Genomic DNA, 14708 nt, shown 5'->3' with positions numbered 1-14708 from the left:
CTATATGAATGGAGTCTTTAGGGGAGTCTTAGATGGATGCTTAACCTAAGAATAAGGACCCTACAAAGAAGTAGCCGATTAAAACGATGGAGAAGATGATTACAGTTGGTGTGCCGTATTTATAGATGTCCTTCGCAGTAATCCACTCCTTGTTCGGGAAGAGGATACTTGATGCTGCACAGCCGGCAGGTGTCAAGATAGCGTTAGTACTTGCGACCATGACAGCAAAGGAGAGGAGCATTGGAGAGTAGCCCATGCTTTCAGCCATCGGAATAACTACAGGTAAGAACATAGCTACGACGACCATGTTGATCATGAAGTTGGTCAGTACAACTACAATGGCAATAAGAATACAAACGAAAGCGATGGGCGATAAGTTAGAAAGCATAGGTACCAGGGTTTGGTTTAAATACGGTGCAATGCCGGTGCTTTCGTGCATAAGGGTTCCCCCTATAGCCAGGATGACAGAAACCATCATAATCATCGGCCAAGGTACGCCCTTTGTAGCTAGTTTAGGAAAGCTAAAGATATCTTTGCGCTTATGGGTAATTAAGAGCATACCTGTCATGAAAAGAAGCATAACCCCAGCAATACCGAAGCGTTGGTAAAATTCAAAGGCAGGTGTCCCTTTTGGCAGAAGGCCGGGTCCTAGTAACATAACGACGAAAACTAGGAGGGAGATGAGGGCGATTTTCTTTTCTGGGTTCATTTCAAGGGCGCTATGGTCAATATTATCTTTGCTGATGTTCATTAAAGGTCGTACATCTAGGCGAAATAAGAATTTTGCCATCACAAGGTATAGGGCAATACAAATCATCCCATAAGGTAGGGTAAAGGCAATGTATTCAAGCATGTTAGCCGTTTCGCCGGCAATATTAGCATATACACTTAGGTTGACGATAGCATTGCCACCCCAAGGCATCGCTGTCAGACTCAGCGCCCCAAACATAGCAATCCCGAAAACCATAAGGGTGGGGAATTTGTCATAAGGCTTTTGACCAATGGATTCGGTAATGCTATAAACAATTTGCCACATTAAGAACATGCCGATAAAGGTATTGACTAAGGAGCAAATCCAGTAGGCAGCGAACAAAATCATGAAAATAAGCCGCCAGGGATGGCCCTGTAAAAAGGACCGGGTCATTAACCAAGAGGCCATAAAGCGGCTGACACCGGTTTCTTCTAAATAGGAAATCATGGCAAAGGATAAGACGAGGAAGAGCATGACGTCTGTACCCCAACCCATACCCACGAATTCCTTTAAGGGCATAACGCCTGTCAGGGGAAAGAGAAGTAAACCTAGGAAGCTAGGCCATGCACCGGAGGTCATACTCCAACCGGCAATCATAGCTAGAAAGACTGCCAAGCAACGCATGCCGATAGGGGTCATCGGTGCTGGTGCGGGAATAATCCAACCTAATGCAGCGATGCCTAAAACGACTAAGGCTTTTAGCCATTCACGATTAACAGATTCTTGAGTAGACATGACTTTCTCCTAATCTTCTGTAGCTACGCAGAAACCTTCAACTTCATGATAGCCCATAGTTCCAGCTACCTTGACCCTATGTTCAGGGTCTTTGCCAGCAGCACCGGGCATCCGGAAGGTCGTGTTATCGATTCGTTCGATGGCTACTTCTTCCGGTTTTTCAACTTGAGGAACGTAGTCATAGGGGTAACGATAAGCCCGGTAGATCATATTGATGGGCATATGCTTGCCCCAGTAGGGGGAGATGTATTCCCAGACCAGTTCGTGGTCCCGGGTCACTTCCATTAAGCGGCCGCCGGACCCTTCAGTGATGAGGGTGTTGCCGTTGGGCAGGCGTTGGGCCGAGGAAATGAACATGCTGTAAAAATGGTGGGCGTGGAAGGGCTGGGCATAGCCCATATCACTAGGGGTGCAGGTCCATTCCATTTTCATAGTGACGGGGTCGAATTCAATGACCCGACTGTAGTCACGCAAGGCATTGTTAATCCCTGTTTTGGAACCCGGGTTCGGAGCGCCGTAACCAGCTTGTCCGCCATTGTCATAAATGAGGATATTGCCTTCGCCGGGCATGCCCTTGGGAATCATGTGGGCGTGGTGCTGACCGACAATCTGGCCGATAAAGCGGGCTTCCGGGCTGGTGTAGTCTGGGCCTAATTTCCAGACAATCTTACCGGTTTCTTTAGAAATAATGCAGATAATATTGGTTTGCCGGCCATCGATGATGATGTTATCCGGATGGAAACGGTCGTCTCCATTATCATAGTGGCGGTTGGGCCCTAAGACACTCATGGAGTTGATATGCATCCAGTCACCGCCTGATGCGGTCATATTTGGGTTGCGGGCAATGCAGTTTTTGGCGGATTCTGAAAAGCCCATTTCTCTAAAATGTTCGTTACAATTCCAGCGCCAGAGGATTTCACCGGCATCATTGATTTCGATGATGGTGTCATCGCATAAGGGGAGGGCGGATATAGCCGGGTTGGTTACGGTTTGGTGGCAAAGAATCAGCTTATTGCCGCCTTTCGTTTTGGCCTCCATGCCGGGAACATAGTAGCCCACGGTGTTGCCTTCAAACTGGTAATCGTGGTGCTGGCGAGCCATCCATTGCGGTTCATAACCGGGGTCTTCGATATAGTCCATTTTATCAAACTTCCAGACGATATTGCCTTCCCAGTCAACTTGGACAAGGTCTGTTTGGTCTTGCCAGCCGTATTCGCTATTACGTTCTCCGAGACTGCCGACAACATAGCCACCGGGGAGCAACTTGTTGGGGAACCCTTGCAGCCCCTCCCAGAAATTCACCACACGGCCATTCATATCAATTAACATAGCCCCATGTTCACAGGCTTGGAAGACGGTGTAGCCGTTAAAGGCTTTTTCCGGATTATAAATAGTTGTGCCAGTAGGATGTACAGTTGGATTACCCATTAGAATTATCTCCTTTCTCACTTCGAAAAATAACAGAATAATTAACTTACTTATATTGTAACTATAAGAAAACAAAATGGGTAATACCGGAGTCCAATAGAGGGCATAAGCTAAAGTTATATAGCTTCAAAAGACTTAAATACGTTAAATCCACTTGCCCGTCCAGTCTTTCACCTCCGACCTAGAGTGTGCTATACTGGCCCTTGAATGGAGGAATGTCAATATGACGACAAAGAGTGAGAAGGCCTTAGACTTTAATACGGTGCATTATTTCACTTTTGATGATTTGTCGATTATTCTAGATGTAAACAGTGGGTCGGTCCACCTTGCTGATGAGGACACCCTTGCTTTTTTAGACCTGGTAAAGGCCCATGGTTGGGATGAGGGGCTGGCCCTGGCGGAAAAGGAATTCGGCCAGGCAGATGCTCGGGAGATTGCCGAAGGTATTCAGGACCTGATAGACGAGGGCCTGCTCTTTACCCCGGCGGACTTTTCGGATTACCGGCCCCATACAGAGCCCATCGTCAAGGCCATGTGTCTCCATATGGCCCATGACTGCAACTTGCGCTGTCGCTACTGCTTTGCGGATACCGGGGCCTATGGCGGTCCCCGGGGGCTGATGAGCTTAGAGACGGCTAAGGCGGCTATGGACTTTTTAATGGAGGCCTCCGGCCACCGGACCCATGTAGAGGTGGACTTCTTTGGCGGCGAGCCCCTCTTGAACTTCGAGGTTTGCAAGGCGGCGGCCCGTTATGGCCGGGACTTGGCTAAAAAACGCGGCAAGGTCCTCAAGTTGACCCTCACCACCAACGGGGTCCTCATGACCGATGAGGTCATCGACTGGGTCAAGGCCAATGACATTGACCTGGTCCTGTCCCTGGATGGGCGGAAGGCCGTCCATGACCACATGCGCCCCTTTGTCGGCGGTGGCCCTTCCTATGACCGGGTGGTGCCCCGCTACCAGGCCTTTATTGAAAAGGCCTCTCCGGACCAGTGGTACTATATGCGGGGGACTTACACCCACTTTAATACCGACTTTGCCGATGATGTCATCCATATGGCCGATGACCTGGGCTTTGACCGGCTTTCGATGGAGCCGGTGGTGGCCCCGGCCGAGGCCCCCTATGCCCTCCGGGAAGAGGATAAGCCGGCCCTGATGGCCAGCTATGACAAGCTGACCCGCCACTATCTCAAGGCCCGGGAGGCGGGTAAGGGCTATGACTTTTACCACTTTAATGTGGACTTTGACGGGGGCCCCTGCCTGCCTAAACGCCTGGTTGGCTGCGGCAGCGGCCATGACTACCTGGCCGTCAGCCCGGAGGGGGACCTCTACCCTTGCCACCAGTTCGTCGGCGATGAATCCTACAAGATGGGGACGGTCCGCGAGGGGATTACCCATCCGGAAATCGCTGCCGACTTCCAGTCGGCTACAGTACTCACCAAACCCATCTGTATGGCCTGCTGGGCCCGGTTCAACTGCTCCGGCGGCTGCCATGCCAATAATATCCGCTATGGCGGGGGCCTCCATGACCCCTACAGCTTTGGCTGCGACCTCCAGCGGAAACGGATTGAATCCGCCCTCTATCTGGAGGCCAAACGGCTCCTGGCCGAAGGGGCGGAATAATCCCTACTCCCTTCAAGCATACAAAAGACCGGCGGTCACGCTCACTTGAGCATGACCGCCGGTCTTTTGTATGCTTTTTTGCTTGCTGCCTGTGCACTCCAGGCTAGGAGCGGCCGGGGGCCTTCTTGACGAGGGGGAAGGTGGCTAGGAGGCCGCCCAGGCAGGCAATGCCAATGATGATGTAGATGATTTGGCTGCTTTCCAGACAGGCTTGGGCTGCGGCCAGGTGGCCGATGAAATACGCGTTTAACCGTTCGTAAATCGAGGTAAAAACCGAGACGCTCAGGCCTGTTACCAGGAGGCAGATCCAATTTAAGAGGGTTGCCCCGTCATTGCTCTGTTCCCGGGGCAATTCCCGCATGCCATGGTCGGTAATGGGCATGCCCAACATTCCCAGCCCCAGGTACTGAGCGGCCAGTAAGGCCAGGAGAGCCGGAAGGGGCACCTGGCCCAGGAGGCCAATAAAGAGGCAGCCCGCAGCCATCAGGACCCAGCTGATGGCGATGACGGTTTTAGAGGCCAGGTGGCTGTAGAGCTTTTGGGCCAGCGGGGCCCCAACCATGGCACAGAGGGCGGGGGCAAACATAAAAGAGGCGGTTTCCGCTGAAGAATAGCCCTTGCCCGTTTGCAGCATAATGGCAAAAATAAAGGGGCTGGCGGCCAAAAGAATGGTGGAGAGGACATGGCCAACCAGGGTTAGGGTGTACTCCCGGTTCCGCAGGACCGAAAAGTCAATGATGGGCATGGCCGACCGTTTCTGCTGGCGGCCAAAGAGGACCAGGAAGCAGAGGCCGGACAGGCATAAGCCGATAACCGGGGCCGAAAAACCCAGTGGCGTTGAACTGAGGCTGATGGATAAGAAGACCGCCAGGCAGCCGGCAACCACCAGGCCAAAGCCCAGCCAGTCGATGGCCAGCCGGTCGCCGCCCTTCTCAAAGGGGATGCAGACCGCCGCCAGGACCACCGCCAAGAGGCCCACCGGGATATTGATAAAGAAAATCCACTGCCAGTTGAGGCTGGCAATGAGGACCCCGGCAATAATCGGGGCCAGGGCCGGCGCCAGGGATAGGCTCACATTTTGGATGGTCAGGAAGAGGGTCTGGTAGCGCCGGGGGATAAACTGATAAATCATGACCATGGTCCCGGGCACAAAGACCGCCCCGCATAGGCCCTGGAGGGCCCGGAAAAAGATAATCATTCTTAAGGAGTGGGCCAGGCCGGAAAGGGCCGCTAAAATCGTATAGCCGGCCAGGCAGACCACCATACTCCTTTTGAGGCTGTAGAGCCGCATCAGGTGGCCGGCCAGAGGGCTGGTGGCCCCCATGGCCAGGGCATAGCCAATGCTGATCCATTGGATGAAGCTCATGGATACCTTAAATTCATCCATGAGGAGGGGCAGGGCGATGCTGATAGAGGAAATATTATACAGGGAGATAAAGCAGACATTAAAGGTCAGGACAGCTAGGGCAACAATAGCAGCCGGCTTGCCTAAGACCGGCATAGGTCCGCTGGACTGGGACATAGGGCAAATCCTTTCTGGAGCCGCGGGATATTCTAGGGACAATCGTCAGCCAGTCAGGTCTGGCCATTACCCGAAGAATAAACCGGTCAGCTTCCAAAAGGGAATGATAACAATAATGAGAAGGACGGAGCAGAGGAGCATTTTGGCCCCAAAGTATTTAATGAAGTCGCTCATCTTGATATAGCCCAGGGAGAAATAGAGCATGTAGAGGGCATATTCGTAGGGGAAGAGGATTTGGTCTGTCCCCAGGCTGATGACAGAGTAGATGACATAGGGGTTAATGCCCAGGGTTTGGGCAATTTGCAGGTAGGTGGTGGTGAAGCCGGCCATAATGGCCATGGGGGTCAAGAGGAAGTTTAAGATGATGTTTAAGCCGTAAATGGCAAAGACAACGATACCCGGGCTGGCGTTATCGGTGAGGGGTTCAGCCACTGAGGTGACCAGGCTGCCAAAGTCTAAGGCGCTGGCCACAATTCCGATGCTCATGCAGCTGGCAATAAAGAGGATAAAGGTAAAGTCCAGCCGGCGGACGTCTTTTTCCGTCCCGCAGCCGATGACCGGGGCAATGGTGAGGGCCGGTACGATGACAAAGGCCCAGGTGGAGTCCCAACCCTTAAAGCCGGCTGTAATGATATAGGCAAATAAGATCACCAGCCAGGCGCAGGCCTTCTTTTCTGTGACGGACATCCGGCCCAGCTCGGCCAGCTTGCCCTTGACATAGGCCTTGCCGTCAACGCTGGACTGGGACCGGAAGAGGACTAGGATTAAGAGGAGGGCGCAGAAATAGTAGAAAATAACCGGGATATTCAGGAAGGTCCAGGACAGGTAGCTGATTCGGTGAGCACCGACCACCGGTTCCCCCAGGCCTTCCAGCATTAAAATATTGGACCCATAGCAGAAGGCGGCGGGGATAATGCCGCCAATGGCTGCCGCCAGGAAGATCCCGGTGGCTTCTTTAGAGTACTTTTCCAGGTTCATGGCATGGCAGAGACCGTAGGCTAGGCCCACCAGCATGACATAGGCATTGCCGAATAAAATGATATTTAATAAGATCCCAACGGCGCCCAGGCCTAAAATCAGTCCCTTGTAAGAACCGCCAACCAGGAGGATGACGTGGTAGGAAATCCGCATGAGGAGGCCGCTGCTTTCTAAAGCATTGACCAGGAGCAGGGCCCCGATGATCATCCAGACTGTGGGCATGGTCCAGGGGAACCAGGCCGTTTGGGGATCAGCCAAGCCCAAGAGGATATAGGAAACCGGCAATAAAATAGTAATGACACTTTTCGGTAGGGATTCAAAGGCGATGATTAAGATGGCGAAAACCGTAACAATTAAAAAGATTTTCATCTGGTTGGTGAATAGGTCGCTGGTAGGAATAAAATAAATCCCAAGGGGAAGACCAAGGGTGACCAGCCACATGAACAAGGCTTTCAGGGGAAGGGGTTTCGTCAGGGTGCTCATAAAAAAGACCTCCTTATTAAGTGATTTTTTTCTCTTACTTCGATAGCCTCATTCGATAGATAAAACTAATCCTTGGGAAAGGCAAAAAAAGAGATACCCCTATAAGCGTTTGCTTGTAGTTCAGGGGTATCTCAAGGCTAGTCGATGAAGAGCTTGTAGTGGTCAAAAATCCGCTCTAAATTGTCCAGGAAGGCCTGGTGGAGGTGGGTCGGGGGGTGGCTTTTATAAATGAGGTAGGCCGGCCAATGGAAATAGGCATCGGCCTGGGGTAGGATGTCATTATAGAGGGGCTTGATGGCATACTTGGCCAGGATAGCCTGGTACTGGTCCAGGGGCAGGGGGGTGGCATCAATAAAGACGCCATAGTTGCGGTCCAGGAGGTCATAGATGGTTGACCGGTTGATATTTTGGATGGGGTACTTGGAGAAACGCTTGAGGGCGGTAAAGTAGTGGATGTCAAACTGCCGGCCTAAAATGAGCTGTTCATCGCTGAGGTCAGAGAGGTTTAGGGACGGTCGCTGGGCCAGGGGGTTATCCCGGTGCAGGATGGCAATGGTTTGAATTTCCCGGAGCTTTCTGACGGTGAGACCCTGGTAAGCCTTGTCGGACAGGTCTTGGCTGATAGTCCCGTCCGGGTTATAGACCGTCGCAATGGCGAAGTCAATGAGTCCCTGGTTGACCCCGGAGGCGATATTGGGGGGCACGTCATAGAGGGGTTTTAAGACCGCCTGGGGAAATTGCTCTTTGAAAAAGTGAATGATGGGCGGGTAGAGAAACTCAAAAGAATAGCCCACCACCAGGCTGATTTCGCCGGTATAGGCCTCCGGCTGGCGGGCGTAGTTTTCAATAAAATTAACCTCTTTGAGGATTTTTCGGATGGATTCTAAAATGACCCGGCCTTCCGCTGTGAGCTGGATGCCGGCCCGGGTGCGCTTGAATAAGATAACACCGATTTCACTTTCAAAGTCGTTTAAGGTGGCGCTTAAGGCCGGTTGGGAAATATAAAGCCGGCGGGCCGCCTCGGAAATAGAACTGTAATTTTCTAAAGTCAGGATTTGCTGGAGCTGGTTTAACTGCATGGGCCCTCCTTACTGTGGTTGATATTTCTCTGGTTGTTGGACTATAACCAGTATACCAAAGTATTTCCCTATAGGCCTATAAGAGATTTCCGTTGTTTCGGTGACTGGTCTATAAGTGGCCGGCTGGCTATAATAAAGACAGGTATAAAAACAAATCATTAATCGCTTTAAGGAGTTGACAAAATGGGACAACCGTTTATTCACCCCACCGGGGTCACCATGTATGACCCTGAAAAATGCTGGAATGGCTATAACCTTATTGCTGCTGAAGACGTCGGCGCTGTGCTCTTTGACATGCGCGGTGAAGTCGTTCGGGTATGGAAGGACCTACAAGGCTTCCCCAATAAACTGCTGCCCGGCGGCCATGTTATCGGGTCTTTAGGGTCCCGGGACAATAAGTTTGGCTACCAGGACCAGACTGACCTAGTTCAAGTGGACTGGGACGGCAAGATTGTCTGGAAGTTCGACAAAAAAGAATACATCGAAGACGAAGGCAACGAACCCATGTGGATGGCTCGCCAACACCACGACTACCAACGGGAAGGGAATCCCGTGGGCTACTACGTCCCCGGCATGGAACCCAAAACCGATAGCGGGAACACCCTGATTCTGACCCATGAAACTGTTGAAAACAAACGGATTTCCGACCAGCGGCTCCTGGATGACGTCATCATCGAAGTCGACTGGGAAGGCAACATCGTTTGGGAATGGCGGGCCAGCGACCATTGGCGTGAATTCGACTTTAGTGACGCCGCTAAACTCGCCCTCTACCGCTACCCCAACATGCACTCCGTAGACGGTGGCGTCGGCGACTGGGTCCACCTCAACTGCGCCAGCTACCTGGGGCCCAACAAGTGGTATGACAAGGGCGACGACCGTTTCCATCCGGATAACATCATCTTCGACAGCCGGGAAGCCAACTTCATGTGCATCATCTCCAAAGAAACCGGCAAAGTCGTCTGGAAACTCGGCCCTGACTTCCAATCCAAAGAAGAACGTCGGATCGGCCAAATCATTGGGCCCCACCACACCCACATGATCCCCAAAGGCCTGCCCGGTGAAGGCAACATCTTAATCTTCGACAACGGCGGTTGGTCCGGCTACGGCGTGCCCTCCAACATCGCCCCCAACGGGACCAAAGTCAACGTTATGGACCGGTCTCGCGTCCTGGAAATCAACCCCGTTACCAAGAAACTCGTCTGGGAACTGCGCGGCAGTGACATGATGGGTTACGGCGGCCCCGGCGTCAACGACTACCGCTTCTACAGCCCCCTGACCTCAGACGCCTGCCGTCTGCCCAACGGGAACACCTTCGTCACCGAAGGCGTTGGCGGTCGACTCTTCGAAGTGACCCCGGAAAAAGAAGTGGTCTGGGAATGGATCTCCCCCTTCGGTCCGGACGCCACCTACATCTACTACCGTGGCTACCGCTACCCCTATGAATACGTGCCCCAGTTACCGAAACCGGACGAAACCCCGATTCCGAAACTGGACATCAAGAAATTCCGGGTACCCGGCGCCGCAGACTGCGAAGTGAAGAACGTCGTAGAAGTAGAAGGGACCTGGGGTTATCCTGACCACGTTCAATCCTGCGTATCTGCAGAAGATGACGATGACGCTCCAACATCCATGTTCTAAATCATAGGCCAAGCGCTCCTGCCAGCAGGGGCGCTTTTCATGTGACCTATAACAGCTAAAAGAAAAGCTTATAGGTGCTTGGTGCAACTTTCTGAAAACTGTTACAATTAATATTGAAAGACGGGCTATCTGCCTGTATAATGAGTTGAACCAACCCAGTTGTTTATTGAAAGGAGGCTGTCATATGACAGACAAGTTACTACACACCCCGCTTTATGATAAGCATATCTCCCTAGAGGCTAAGATGGTACCCTTTGCCGGTTATGAAATGCCGGTCCAATACCCGGCCGGGATCACTGAAGAGCATATGGTTGTCCGTGAAGCTGTTGGTCTTTTTGACGTCAGCCATATGGGCGAAATCTTTATTGAAGGCCCTGCGGCCCTGGCTCACCTGAACCGCCTATGCAGTAACCAGTTTGATTCCATGGCAGACGGTCGTTGCCGGTATACGGTGATTATGAACGAGTCCGGGGGCATCTTAGATGACCTGCTCGTTTACCGCCTGGCCGAAGACCGCTACCTGCTCGTGGTCAATGCCGCCAACCGGGCAAAAATTTATGACCATCTGCTGCCCCTTATGGAAGAAGGGGCTACCCTGACCGATGCCTCTGATGAATGGGGCCAGGTCGCCCTGCAAGGGCCCTTAGCGGAAAAGGTGCTCGCAAAAGTAGCTGACAGCCTCCCTGAAAAGTACTATACTTTTGTTGACGGCGTCCAAGTGGCCGGGGTTCCCTGCATTGTTTCCAGAACAGGCTATACCGGTGAAGATGGCTTTGAAATCTACGGTCCGGCCGATCAAATCGCTACCGTTTGGGATGCCCTCTTAGAAGCCGGCAAGGAAGACGGCATCTTACCCTGCGGCTTAGGCGCCCGGGATACCCTGCGCTTAGAAGCAGCCCTGCCCCTCTATGGTAATGAAATGAATGAAAATATTGACCCCCTCACCGCCGGCCTATCCTTTGCCGTGAAACTGGACAAGGATGACTTTGTCGGTAAAGAGGCCCTCCTGGCTGTGCCGGAAGACCACCCGGTCCGGGTTGGCCTGAAAATCACCGGTCGGGGGATTGCCCGCGAAGGGGCTGCCATTGCCCATGATGGGGAAGAGGTCGGCCAAGTGACCTCCGGCACCCGCCTGCCCTACCTGAAGGCCGCTTATGCCATGGGCTATGTCCCGCCGGCCCTGGCCAAGGAAGGTACTCAGCTGGATGTTATTCTGAGAGATAAACCTGTAGCCGCCGAAGTGGTTGCGCTGCCGTTTTATAAAAGAAAATAAGCAAATAAAAGGAGAATGAAAACAATGGCAAACATGAAATACGCAAAGAGTCACGAGTGGGTTTTATATAATGATGATGATACGGTAACCATTGGGATTACAGACTATGCCCAAAACGAACTGGGCGATATTGTCTTTGTCAACCTGCCCGAAGTCGGGGATGTGTTCGACGAAGGGGAGGTCTTCGCTGACGTTGAAAGCGTCAAGGCTGTTTCCGACTTATACCTGCCGGTATCCGGCACCATTGCAGAAGTCAATGAAGAATTACTCGATGCTCCGGAAAAAATCAACGAAGATTGCCATGACGCCTGGCTGGTCAAGGTATCCGAAGTTGAAGGCGGCGAAGAACTCTTAACGGAGGCTGAATACAACGCATTCATCGAAGCCGGTGGTGAATAAAAATGGGCGGCTACATTCCAGTTAACGAGGCTGACCGCCAGGCCATGCTCCAGGCGGTGGGCCTGGAAACCATGGCCGACTTATATGCAGACATTCCGGAAGCCGTACGCCTAAAAGAGGGTCTCAACCTGCCGGATGGGATGGCTGAACAAACGGTCCGCCAGAAGCTTGCCGACCTGGCCCGGCAGAACTACAGCTATGATGTGGTCCTCCGGGGCGCGGGTAGCTATCACCACTACATTCCGGCAGCGGTTAGCCAAATCGCAGCCAAGGAAAACTTCGTGACCTGCTACACCCCCTACCAGGCGGAAATTTCCCAAGGGGTCCTGCAGGGGATCTTTGAATTTCAAACCATGATCGCCGAACTGACCACCATGGACGTATCCAATGCCTCTGTTTATGATGGGGCAACGGCAGCCGGCGAAGCCATGGCCATGAGCCGGGAGCGGAAGAAGACCAAGGTCCTCTGTGCCGCTACCGCCAACCCCATGACCCAGGAAGTTATGAATACCTATGCCAGCGGTGCAGAAGCCCCCTTTGAACGGGTGGCCGAAGCCGACGGCCGGCTGGACCTGGCGGCTTTAAAAGAAGCCCTGGAAGATCCTGAGGTCTGTGCCCTTTATATTGAAAGCCCCAACTACTACGGTCTCATTGAAAATATGCAAGAAATCGCCGACCTGGTCCACCAGGCCGGGGCCAAGCTGATTTTTGGGGCCAATCCCCTGGCCTTGGCCATCTATGAAAGCCCGGTCGCCTTCGGGGCAGATATCGTCGTCGGTGACGGCCAGCCCCTGGGCCTGCCTATGAACTACGGCGGTCCCTCTGTGGGCTTTATGGCCACCACGAAAAAACTCATGCGGCGCCTGCCCGGCCGGATTGTCGGTGAAACCACTGATGAAGACGGCAACCGGGCCTATGTCCTGACCCTTCAAGCCCGGGAACAGCACATCCGGCGGGATAAGGCCAGTTCCAATATTTGCTCCAACCAGGCCCTGTGTGCCCTGACCTCAGCCATTTACATGGGGATGATGGGCCCTGAAGGCCTCCGGGAAGTTGCCATGCAGTCCCGGGCCAAGGCCCACTACCTGGCTGACGGCCTGGCGAAAATCGGCTACGACCGGGTCCATGATGGCGCCTTCTTCCACGAATTCGTCACCACCACCCCGGTACCTGCCCGGCAGGTTGAAGCCGCCCTGCGGGAAAAGCACATCCTGAGCGGCCTGCCCCTGGATGACAACCGGATGCTCTGGTGCGCCACTGAACAGGTCTCCAAGGAAACCCTGGACCAGGTGCTTGACTGCTTGAAGGAGGTGGCCCAATGAAGCTCATCTTTGAACGTTCCATTCCCGGTACAGGCCAAGAGGTCCTAGCCCCCTGCGATGTACCTGAAGTCGCTATGGATGCCCCGGGCCGCCAAGAAACCCTCCACCTGCCTGAACTGGCTGAAGGGGAATTATCCCGGCACTACAGCCAGCTGGAAGACCAGGCCTTTGGGGTCAACCGGGGCTTCTACCCCCTGGGCTCCTGCACCATGAAATATAATCCCAAACTCCACGAGGCCGTTGCCGCCCTGCCGGGCTTTGCAAACCTCCACCCTCTGGTGCCGGATACCGACGCCCAGGGGACCCTGGCCGCCCTGGCCCTGGCTGAACACTACCTTTGTGAAGTCACCGGCATGGACCGGATGACCTTCCAGCCGGCCGCCGGTGCCCAAGGGGAGTACACGGGTCTTTTACTGATCAAAAAATATCATGAAAAACGCGGAGACACCGCCCGCAAAAAAATCATCGTTCCGGAAAGTGCCCACGGCACCAACCCGGCCAGCGCCGTAATGACCGGCTTTGAAGTCGTTTCTGTTGGCACCAATGCCGATGGGGACGTGGACCTGGATGACCTGAAAAAGGTCCTGGGTCCGGATACGGCCGGCCTCATGCTGACCAACCCCTCCACCCTAGGCCTCTTCGAGAGGGATGTCCTGGAGATTACCGATGCCGTCCACCAAGCCGGCGGCCTGGTCTACTATGACGGGGCCAACTTAAACGCCGTCATGGGAACCGTCCGTCCCGGGGACATGGGCTTTGACTGCGTCCACCTGAACCTGCATAAGACCTTCTCCACCCCTCACGGTGGCGGTGGCCCGGGCAGCGGGGCCGTTGGTTGTAAAGACTTCCTAGCCGACTACCTGCCGGCCCCGGTCCTGGCTGAAAAAGACGGGACCTACTACTGGGATAATGACCGGCCGGACAGCGTCGGCCGGGTCAAACAATTCCACGGGCACACTGCCGTTGTCCTGCGGGCCCTGGCCTATGTCCTCTCCCTGGGCGGCAACGGCATTAAGGCTGCCAGTGAACAGGCCGTCTTAAACGCCAACTACCTCCGGGTCCTCTTAAAAGACAGCTACCCGGCTGCCTTTGACCGGATCTGCATGCACGAATACGTCGCCGGCATGGCCCCCTTAAAGGCCGCCACCGGCGTCCGCGCCCTGGACCTGGCCAAAGGGATGCTGGAAGCCGGCATCCACCCGCCAACCATCTACTTCCCCTTAAATGTACCGGAAGCCCTGATGTTTGAGCCTACCGAAACAGAAAGTAAGGCCACCATCGATGCCGCTGCAGAAGTCCTCCGCAAGCTCATTGATGAAGCCCATAAAAATCCGGAAGCCCTCCATGCCATGCCGACCAATACTCCTGTCAAACGGGTAGACGACGTCGCCGCCGCCCGGAAACCGATTGTCCGCTATGACTTTAATGCCCAGGCGGACCCTGAATAAAAACCTATAAAAAACCGGACTGCCCAGC

General features: G+C 53.7%; 11 protein-coding genes. 6 read left to right on the top strand and 5 right to left on the bottom strand.

Translation table 11 applies throughout. The features are described from left to right. Nucleotides 1–40 precede the first annotated feature (40 nt). The gene (locus ACKQTC_RS06675; protein WP_408977662.1) at nt 41–1486 is read right to left on the bottom strand and encodes an SLC13 family permease; all 1446 of its coding nucleotides are present in this window, start codon (nt 1484–1486) and stop codon (nt 41–43) included. 9 nt (nt 1487–1495) lie between these two features. After that, nucleotides 1496–2914, bottom strand: coding sequence for an aryl-sulfate sulfotransferase (locus tag ACKQTC_RS06670; protein WP_408977661.1), 1419 nt, complete (start codon nt 2912–2914; stop codon nt 1496–1498). Nucleotides 2915–3137: 223 nt separating this feature from the next. On the opposite strand from ACKQTC_RS06670, the gene scfB reads away from it, so the two are divergent. Beyond that, nucleotides 3138–4538 (top strand): thioether cross-link-forming SCIFF peptide maturase, encoded by a 1401-nt coding sequence (gene scfB / locus ACKQTC_RS06665; protein WP_408977660.1) that lies wholly within the window; start codon nt 3138–3140, stop codon nt 4536–4538. Between the two features lie 103 nt (nt 4539–4641). Here the strand turns inward: scfB and ACKQTC_RS06660 are convergent, their stop codons facing one another. The 3 genes from ACKQTC_RS06660 to ACKQTC_RS06650 all read right to left on the bottom strand — a co-directional run bounded on the left by ACKQTC_RS06660 (nt 4642) and on the right by ACKQTC_RS06650 (nt 8600). After that, complete coding sequence (locus tag ACKQTC_RS06660) at nt 4642–6060, bottom strand: MFS transporter (RefSeq protein WP_408977659.1); 1419 nt, start codon at nt 6058–6060, stop codon at nt 4642–4644. A gap of 66 nt (nt 6061–6126) precedes the next feature. Continuing rightward, nucleotides 6127–7521, bottom strand: a complete 1395-nt coding sequence (locus tag ACKQTC_RS06655) for an SLC13 family permease (protein ID WP_408977658.1) — start codon at nt 7519–7521, stop codon at nt 6127–6129. A gap of 137 nt (nt 7522–7658) precedes the next feature. Then, nucleotides 7659–8600: a LysR family transcriptional regulator gene (locus ACKQTC_RS06650; protein WP_408977657.1), complete on the bottom strand. Its 942-nt coding sequence runs from the start codon at nt 8598–8600 to the stop codon at nt 7659–7661. Between the two features lie 183 nt (nt 8601–8783). Between ACKQTC_RS06650 and ACKQTC_RS06645 the strand changes: the two genes are divergently transcribed. The 5 genes from ACKQTC_RS06645 (at nt 8784) to gcvPB (ending at nt 14680) form a co-directional block, all read left to right on the top strand. Beyond that, nucleotides 8784–10238 carry an aryl-sulfate sulfotransferase gene (locus tag ACKQTC_RS06645; RefSeq protein ID WP_408977656.1) on the top strand — a complete coding sequence of 485 codons (1455 nt, stop codon included), beginning with the start codon at nt 8784–8786 and terminating at the stop codon, nt 10236–10238. A gap of 184 nt (nt 10239–10422) precedes the next feature. After that, the gene (gene gcvT / locus ACKQTC_RS06640) at nt 10423–11511 is read left to right on the top strand and encodes a glycine cleavage system aminomethyltransferase GcvT (protein WP_408977655.1); all 1089 of its coding nucleotides are present in this window, start codon (nt 10423–10425) and stop codon (nt 11509–11511) included. 15 nt (nt 11512–11526) lie between these two features. Continuing rightward, nucleotides 11527–11910 carry a glycine cleavage system protein GcvH gene (gcvH, locus tag ACKQTC_RS06635; protein ID WP_408977654.1) on the top strand — a complete coding sequence of 128 codons (384 nt, stop codon included), beginning with the start codon at nt 11527–11529 and terminating at the stop codon, nt 11908–11910. 2 nt (nt 11911–11912) lie between these two features. Next, nucleotides 11913–13232, top strand: a complete 1320-nt coding sequence (gene gcvPA / locus ACKQTC_RS06630; protein WP_408977653.1) for an aminomethyl-transferring glycine dehydrogenase subunit GcvPA — start codon at nt 11913–11915, stop codon at nt 13230–13232. Beyond that, complete coding sequence (gene gcvPB, locus ACKQTC_RS06625) at nt 13229–14680, top strand: aminomethyl-transferring glycine dehydrogenase subunit GcvPB (RefSeq protein ID WP_408977652.1); 1452 nt, start codon at nt 13229–13231, stop codon at nt 14678–14680. Before gcvPA ends, gcvPB begins: the two co-directional genes overlap by 4 nt. Nucleotides 14681–14708 lie beyond the last annotated feature (28 nt).

The sequence above is a fragment of the Peptococcus simiae genome (assembly GCF_046097595.1).
Classification (GTDB): Bacteria; Bacillota; Peptococcia; order Peptococcales; family Peptococcaceae; genus Peptococcus; species Peptococcus simiae.
Note: the sequence above shows the minus strand (reverse complement) of the source record. Positions and strands in the feature narration are given on the sequence as shown.

Coding starts and splice junctions, on each gene's coding strand:
- gcvT (WP_408977655.1), top strand. CDS start 10,423: ATGACAGACAAGTTACTACACACCCCGCTTTATGATAAGCATATCTCC.
- ACKQTC_RS06670 (WP_408977661.1), bottom strand. CDS start 2,914: ATGGGTAATCCAACTGTACATCCTACTGGCACAACTATTTATAATCCG.
- scfB (WP_408977660.1), top strand. CDS start 3,138: ATGACGACAAAGAGTGAGAAGGCCTTAGACTTTAATACGGTGCATTAT.
- gcvPB (WP_408977652.1), top strand. CDS start 13,229: ATGAAGCTCATCTTTGAACGTTCCATTCCCGGTACAGGCCAAGAGGTC.
- gcvH (WP_408977654.1), top strand. CDS start 11,527: ATGAAAACAATGGCAAACATGAAATACGCAAAGAGTCACGAGTGGGTT.
- ACKQTC_RS06675 (WP_408977662.1), bottom strand. CDS start 1,486: ATGTCTACTCAAGAATCTGTTAATCGTGAATGGCTAAAAGCCTTAGTC.
- ACKQTC_RS06655 (WP_408977658.1), bottom strand. CDS start 7,521: ATGAGCACCCTGACGAAACCCCTTCCCCTGAAAGCCTTGTTCATGTGG.
- ACKQTC_RS06645 (WP_408977656.1), top strand. CDS start 8,784: ATGGGACAACCGTTTATTCACCCCACCGGGGTCACCATGTATGACCCT.
- gcvPA (WP_408977653.1), top strand. CDS start 11,913: ATGGGCGGCTACATTCCAGTTAACGAGGCTGACCGCCAGGCCATGCTC.
- ACKQTC_RS06660 (WP_408977659.1), bottom strand. CDS start 6,060: ATGTCCCAGTCCAGCGGACCTATGCCGGTCTTAGGCAAGCCGGCTGCT.
- ACKQTC_RS06650 (WP_408977657.1), bottom strand. CDS start 8,600: ATGCAGTTAAACCAGCTCCAGCAAATCCTGACTTTAGAAAATTACAGT.